The organism is Moorena sp. SIO3A2, assembly GCF_010672265.1.
Classification (GTDB): Bacteria; Cyanobacteriota; Cyanobacteriia; order Cyanobacteriales; family Coleofasciculaceae; genus Moorena; species Moorena producens.
In genome coordinates this window covers 110,114-116,618 of sequence record NZ_JAAHHC010000023.1, presented here as the reverse complement: position 1 = coordinate 116,618, position 6,505 = coordinate 110,114, and the positions used below count along the sequence as shown (strand labels likewise).

At 45.2% G+C, this 6,505-nt stretch carries 7 protein-coding genes; all 7 read left to right on the top strand.

Translation table 11 applies throughout. The annotated features are described in order from the left end of the window. Positions 1-37: 37 nt before the first annotated feature. On the top strand, positions 38-334 hold the full coding sequence (locus F6K64_RS23535; RefSeq protein ID WP_502708060.1) for a DUF3119 family protein: 297 nt from the start codon (positions 38-40) through the stop codon (positions 332-334). A 69-nt stretch (positions 335-403) separates the two neighbouring features. Beyond that, positions 404-1,645 carry a DUF3086 domain-containing protein gene (locus F6K64_RS23530; RefSeq protein ID WP_008178445.1) on the top strand — a complete coding sequence of 414 codons (1,242 nt, stop codon included), beginning with the start codon at positions 404-406 and terminating at the stop codon, positions 1,643-1,645. Between the two features lie 221 nt (positions 1,646-1,866). Further along, positions 1,867-2,538 carry a glycerol-3-phosphate 1-O-acyltransferase PlsY gene (gene plsY, locus F6K64_RS23525; protein WP_044492085.1) on the top strand — a complete coding sequence of 224 codons (672 nt, stop codon included), beginning with the start codon at positions 1,867-1,869 and terminating at the stop codon, positions 2,536-2,538. Positions 2,539-2,855: 317 nt separating this feature from the next. Beyond that, on the top strand, positions 2,856-3,221 hold the full coding sequence (gene folB / locus F6K64_RS23520; RefSeq protein ID WP_008178448.1) for a dihydroneopterin aldolase: 366 nt from the start codon (positions 2,856-2,858) through the stop codon (positions 3,219-3,221). A gap of 37 nt (positions 3,222-3,258) precedes the next feature. After that, positions 3,259-4,224, top strand: a complete 966-nt coding sequence (locus F6K64_RS23515) for a CBASS cGAMP-activated phospholipase (RefSeq protein ID WP_008178450.1) — start codon at positions 3,259-3,261, stop codon at positions 4,222-4,224. A gap of 399 nt (positions 4,225-4,623) precedes the next feature. Beyond that, the gene (gene rsmA, locus F6K64_RS23510) at positions 4,624-5,472 is read left to right on the top strand and encodes a 16S rRNA (adenine(1518)-N(6)/adenine(1519)-N(6))-dimethyltransferase RsmA (RefSeq protein ID WP_008178456.1); all 849 of its coding nucleotides are present in this window, start codon (positions 4,624-4,626) and stop codon (positions 5,470-5,472) included. Next, the gene (gene ispE / locus F6K64_RS23505) at positions 5,441-6,391 is read left to right on the top strand and encodes a 4-(cytidine 5'-diphospho)-2-C-methyl-D-erythritol kinase (RefSeq protein ID WP_008178458.1); all 951 of its coding nucleotides are present in this window, start codon (positions 5,441-5,443) and stop codon (positions 6,389-6,391) included. The genes rsmA and ispE overlap by 32 nt, the downstream gene beginning before the upstream one ends. Positions 6,392-6,505: the final 114 nt, after the last annotated feature.

Here is a 6,505-nt window from a genome sequence, read left to right as displayed (position 1 = left end):
CTAGAGGACTCAGGTGTACGCCCGACGCTCTTCCGATCTGCCAAAGGCGATCGCCTTTGGCGCGGCTTCGCCGATCGCTTTGTTGGGATTGTTCTTGTTGTTTCAGGCCGTAACCATACGCCTGCAATTTACTGAAACCGCCTTGGATATTTATCGCTCCGAAACCCTGATCCGGCGTTTTCCTTATCAGGATTGGCAAAACTGGGAAATCTTCTGGACATCAGTACCGATTTTGTTTTATTTTTCAGAAGTCAAAAGCATTCACTTTCTACCAATTATATTTGACCCAAAGCTGCTACGAACTTGCCTAGAAGAACGCTGCCCTAAAGTATAACTGACTTACCTCAAAGTATAGAGTAGAGGTTAGGTAGTTAGTGAATAAGTTATTAATAAATCACTTTAAATGAATTCCGAAGACCCACAAAACCCAGAACAAGAGCAAGATAATAACCAAGCAGTTAAGGGATTAGATAATTCACAGGAGTCAAATTGGCCAGATCAGGATAGGGCTACTCCTAGGGATAACTCTGAAGCTCCCGACCTTCCTCCCATTTCTCTGACCCTATCAGACCATGACAAAGCTAAACCAACACAGTCGATTGATCCGAATCGGAATGATAAAGTTAGTGAAATTCAACTAGGGGAGTCTTCAGATCAAGCAAAAAAAATGGTTAGCTTAGCTCAAACTGTGGCTGAACTTGAGCAAAAAGAACAGGAGTTGAGACAGAGAATTGCCAATCTGCAAAACCATGAAAAGTCACTGGTTTCAAAGGAATTGGGAAGCACCGAAGCAGTTGTAGAGCGGATGGTACTTGAAGGTCTGACCGAACTGGAGCAACGCAAGCAAAAGTTGCAAATTTCTATTGAGCAACTAGAACGCCGCCGGGAACGCATTCGTGAAGAAATGCGCACTAGTTTTGCAGGTGTATCTCAAGAGCTAGCCATTCGAGTTCAAGGCTTTAAAGATTATTTGGTTGGCTCCTTACAAGACCTAGCTGCTGCTGCAGAACAACTCGAACTCTCCCAGCCACCAACCGAAGCACCACGGTCAGAATTAGAAGAAACCCCACCACCCCCGACCAGAGGCAACCCAAAATTTGCTGAACAAGCATTTAAAGACGAAGTCCGACAAATTCGTCAGCTGTTGGATCAATATCGCAAAATGCCAGATTATTATGGTCCTCCCTGGCAACTGCGTCGTACCTTCGAGCCAATTCACGCTGAAAAAGTGTCTCAGTGGTTTTTTTCCCAAGGTGGTCGTGGTGCGTTGCAAACTATGGGCAGCCGCTTACAAAATGTTTTAATTGCCTCAGCGGTTATATCCGTGTTGCGGACACTATATGACAATCGCCTAAGTACTCTTGTGCTGGCCAACACCCCAGAACGACTGGGAGAATGGCGTAGAGGATTACAGGACTGTCTCGGAATCTCCCGCAGTGATTTTGGTCCAGAACGGGGAGTTGTTCTATTTGAAGATCCAATAGCCCTGGTTCAAAAAGCGGAACGACTGATCAAGCGGGATAAGTTAGCGTTAATCATTGTTGACGAAACCGAAGATAAGATCAGTTTGTCATTATTGCAATTTCCCCTATGGTTGGCTTTTGCACCTGATCCTCGGCAGATGTATACCTATGACGATTATTGAATTACTTAGTTTACTGGCTTGAATTTTAGCAAAACAGGCGCGAAACTGCTGCCAATCGGGAGGTTCAGCGAACTGAAAAATCGATGTAGTTGCTCCGACGGGGGTTTCCCCCACTTGCGCTTTACATCAAAACAGTTAGCAATGTTACAGCCGAGCTACCCGTCGCGGTGGTGATCGGGGAATTCTTGCCGGATCTTGTCACAATCTTCAACATGACACCAATGGTACTTAACTTAACTTGGAGTGGGCTACTAGTCATCTCAGCCTATTTATTAGGTTCCCTGCCTACTGGTTACCTAGCAGGACGCTGGCTTAAAGATATTGATATTCGCGAGCATGGCTCTGGATCAACTGGTGCCACCAATATATTGAGAACTGTGGGCAAAGGACCAGCAGTGGTGGTATTACTGATTGATGCCTTGAAAGGAGTAGCGGCTATTAGTCTAGTCAATGGCTTTTATACCCTGACAGACGTTTCCCTACTGCCACTAACCTGGCAACCCTGGTTAGTGGCATTAGCTGCGTTTGCTGCTATCTTTGGTCATAGTAAATCCATTTGGCTAAACTTCACCGGAGGTAAATCCGTTGCCACCAGTATAGGTGTTATCTTCACCATGTCTTGGCCTGTAGGCTTAGGAACCGTAGGTGTATTTGCAGTAGTCTTGGCAATTTCTCGTATTGTCTCTCTCAGTTCCATTGCTGGTGCGATCGCTGTTTCCCTACTGATGTACCTTACCAAAGCTCCTCTTGCCTATGAGTTATTTGGTATTGCTGCTGGCATATATGTCATCATCCGTCACCGCAGTAACATTCAGCGTATAGTTAGAGGTACCGAACCCCAAATCGGGAAACCCCTTTCTCCAGCAGTATCCTTAGAGACTGGAACAGACTAGAACTGTTAAACACAAATCCCTGGTCATGGATTGCTTGAGTAGAAATCTAATAAAGGAGCGGACTTACGCAGCGGTGCGACCCCGGTCGGGTTTACCGACAAGCGTGAACGCGCACCAATAGAGCGAAGCGTGAAAGCCAAGCAAGAGATATCTTTGTATGCTAGGGGTTGAATTGAGACAACAATTCTGGTAAAAGACTCCAGCAATTCTAATTTTTAAACATTAGCTTTGAAAAGCGATTAACCCAAAGTAGTAGCGCTAAGGACAATCGTTTACCTTGGTGATAAAGCATAGATGAGGGAAAACTTGACATAATGATGGACTGTATTAAACTAAGCAATATTCGCTGCTACGGCTACACTGGCTACCTACCCGAAGAACAGACCCTAGGACAGTGGTTTGAAGTAGACCTGACCATGTGGCTAGATCTAAGCCCTGCGGGAGAAAGTGATGACCTTAGCGATACCATGGATTATCGGCAAACTATTGATACTGTCAAGCATTTGGTTAAAACCTCAAAATGTGCCCTGATCGAAAAATTGGCAGTACAAATTGCTAATGCGATCCTAGAATTCGATCAGGTGCAGCAAGTCCAGGTGCAGTTAAGCAAACCTGGTGCCCCAATTCCGGATTTTGGAGGTAAGATCACCCTGGAAGTGACTAGAACCCGTCACAATAGTTAGGAGGATTAATTCAACATCGTGGGTTTTTAGGGGGATCATGACTTTTCGCATACTCAGCTTAGATGGCGGTGGTATTCGGGGCGTTATTGCAGCAGTAATCTTGGCAGAATTGGAAAAAGATATTAACCAGCCCCTCAACAAGTATTTTGATTTAATTGCAGGTACCTCCACTGGTTCAATTTTGGCTGCCGGCATTGCCACTGGCATCCCTAGCCGGGAGATGATTAAACTTTATGAACAGAAAGGGGAAAGAATTTTCCGCTACACCAGCCGTTTTTCACTAAAGCGGCTCAAGGTTATCCTTAAGTATGGTCTTTCTGCTCCTAAACACTCCAATCAGGGGTTAATTGAGGTGATGAAAGAGCAGTTTGGGACGACCAAGCTGTCGGATATCTACGATTCACCTCGGCTGTTGATCACAGCCTATGACACTATGAGTCGGATGCCGATTATATTTAAAAGCTGGCGTGAAGACAAAGATTATTTCCATGTTCCCTTGTGGGAAGCCTGTGTCTGTTCCGCATCTGCCCCCACCTATTTTCCAGCCCATCAGCTCAAGACTCAAAGCAAGACTTACTCAGCGATTGATGGTGGAGTTGGGGCGAATAATCCCTCAAGCTGTGCATTAGCTGAAGCGATCCGGTTAAATCATTCCCTTAAGGAAATTTCTATCATCTCGATTGGCACAGGAGAATCCAACCGCCCCATTCCTTGGGAAAAAGCTAGAGGCTGGGGATTGGGACAATGGGGATGGCAAGGACGATTGATTGAAGTGCTATTTGATGCTCCTTGTGACATTCACCGGTATATTACCAAAGAGTTGATCGGTAGCTTAGAATCTGAGGATGCAACAGTTTCTCGTTACCTGCGTCTACAACCGCAAATCACTAATGACACAATGGATGATGCGACTCGGAGCAATATTGCCCAGTTAAAGCGTGTTGCCAAGAATTACGCCTGGCAAAACCAAGGTTTGTTCCAGAACTTCCTGGAAATAAATTGATGAACCTTTGAGCTCCTGTTCGTCGGTTTACTACTGATAATTCAAGGAACTTGCTTACTTGTTACTGGTTAATTAAACACTAACATTTATGGGATAAACCTGATTAGACGTGATGTAAGCAGTCAGCAGTCAGCAGTCAGCCGTTGGCCGTTGGCAAAGCTAATTGAGGTGCTTTCCGTAACTCAGCATTATTCCAATGCTTACCTCTTTTATTCTAAAGACGTAACTCAGCATTATTCCAATGCTTACCTCTTTTATTATTAACGGTTTCCTACTCAATAAGCTTGCCCATAGCCCATAAGCTGAGAGCTGAGAGCTGATAGCTGTTGGCGTAGCCTGCGCGTAGGGCATATGCTTAACAATTGGGTACTGAATTGAGAAATGCTATAAAATTGGGCAATGACCTTAAAAGCTCGTAAAAAATTTGCTCAACATTGGCTGCGTAGCGAGGAGGCACTGAACCAAATCGTGACAGCTGCTAATTTACAAAAAAGCGATCGCATTCTAGAAATTGGTCCGGGTACTGGCATTCTTACCCAGCGCTTACTGCCTTTTGTTCAGTCTGTAGTGGCCGTAGAAATTGATCGAGACTTGTGCCGATTATTAGTTAAAAAACTCGGTAAAATAGATAATTTTTTACTGCTGCAAGGGGACTTTCTATCCCTAGACTTAGATACCTTGTTAGCTAACTTTTCCAATTTCCAAAAACCTAATAAAGTGGTTGCCAATATCCCCTATAATATTACCGGTCCGATTCTGGAAAAGTTACTAGGTACCATTACTCAGCCAGCTGTGCCAGGGTTTGATTTAATCGTGCTGCTAGTGCAAAAAGAAGTAGCTCAGCGGTTATATGCCAAACCCAGTTCTAGACAATTCGGGGCATTATCAGTGCGGGTGCAGTATCTCGCCGAATGTGAATTGATTTGCGATGTACCTGGGTCGGCCTTCTCTCCTCCCCCCAAGGTCGATTCCGCTGTCGTGCGGTTACATCCGAGCCTAGCCGAACCACCAGCTTCTGACCCCAGATGCTTAGAGACACTATTGAAACTGGGCTTTGGCAGCAAACGTAAAATGTTGCGCAATAATTTAAAATCTGTAATTGAACGCGATCGCATCACCCAATTGCTGGAACAATTAGAAATAAGCCCTCAAGCCCGAGCCGAAGACCTTAGTGTTGCTCAATGGATAGCCCTAGCTAATCAGATCACCATAAAGAATGCATTCTTATTCCCTAAATGCCCCAGCTAAAATCAATCTGTATTTGGAAATCATCGGTGATGCGGGTGATGGTTATCACGAACTCGCAATGATTCTCCAAAGCATCGAATTAGCTGATCAAATCGATATCCGTGCCATTGGTACACAGGAGATTAAAGTCCACTGTCATCATCCCGAAGTGCCAACGGATGAAAGCAACCTCGCTTATAAAGCAGCTGCCTTGATGTGGGAGGAGTTTCCTGAGTATTTTGCTAACTTGGGCGGTGTAGAAATTACTATCCACAAGCGAATTCCTGTAGCCGCTGGACTAGCTGGTGGCTCCACGGATGCAGCGGCTGTGTTAGTAGGAATCGATATGTTGTGGCAATTGGGATTAACCCACCCGGAATTAGAACAATTGGCAGCACAGCTTGGATCGGATGTGCCGTTTTGCCTTGCTGGTGGCACTGCTCTAGCTCTGGGCAGAGGTGAACGGCTGTCTGCCCTACCGGGACTGGATTCTCTATATGTCGTCTTGGGGAAATACCGCAGTCTGATGGTTTCTACTGCTTGGGCTTATCAGACTTATCGGGCTCAGTTTGGGGAAACCTATATCCGGGAGCTTGAGGACTTAGAATCCCGTGCTAATCGTTTTCATAGTGGTCCGATGGTTAAGGAAATCCTCAATAAGGATGGGGGAAAGATCGGAAAACTATTGCGCAATGATTTAGAGAAAGTGGTGTTACCCAATCACCCCCAAGTCTTGGAACTACGGAAAGCCTTTGAGAATAGCGGTGCCATAGGAACCATGATGTCTGGTTCCGGTCCGACGGTATTTGCCCTGTGCGAGTCCCAGGAGCAAGCCCAGGAAATTCAACAGAAAGTAAGCATTGATATTACTGACCCAGATTTGGAATTTTGGGTGACCAAGTTATCGACTCAGGGAATTCAGATAATGTCAACACCTTGAGTCAAGTCGCTTCGCTCCAATTCAAAATTATAAATTCAAAATTCAAAAATACCCCAGGAATTAATTCGGGGGTTTGAAACATCGCTTCGCTCCAATTCAAAAATAGGGGCTTGT